The sequence below is a fragment of the Enterobacter sp. UNJFSC 003 genome (assembly GCF_036903355.1).
Taxonomy (GTDB): domain Bacteria; phylum Pseudomonadota; class Gammaproteobacteria; order Enterobacterales; family Enterobacteriaceae; genus Enterobacter.
Genome location: NZ_JBAKHK010000169.1, coordinates 1 through 270 on the forward strand (window position 1 = coordinate 1; position 270 = coordinate 270).

Below are 270 nucleotides of genomic sequence, written 5' to 3' on the forward strand. Positions count from 1 at the left end.
GGCGTTGGGCGCAGAGTTAGATGAGATGGCGGCGAATACTCAGCAGGCAAAGGCCACGCGGGATAAATTCGCTAAAGAGTATCAGCGTTACGCACGTGGCAGCCAGGCGAAAGTAAACCCGTTTTCAGAACGCGATATCGATGTGGCGCGGCAAAATTATCTGGCGCAGGAAGCCTCCGTGAAGTCATCGGCGGCGGAACAAAAACAGATCCAGAGCCAGCTGGATAGCCTGGTGTTGGGTGAACATTCTCAAATCGCCAGCCTGAAAGC

Annotated in this window: 1 pseudogene; it reads left to right on the plus strand. The window is 54.4% G+C overall.

Annotated elements, in window-relative coordinates:
- A pseudogene (locus V5P19_RS23640) lies at positions 1 to 270 on the plus strand (hypothetical protein); the annotation flags it as partial.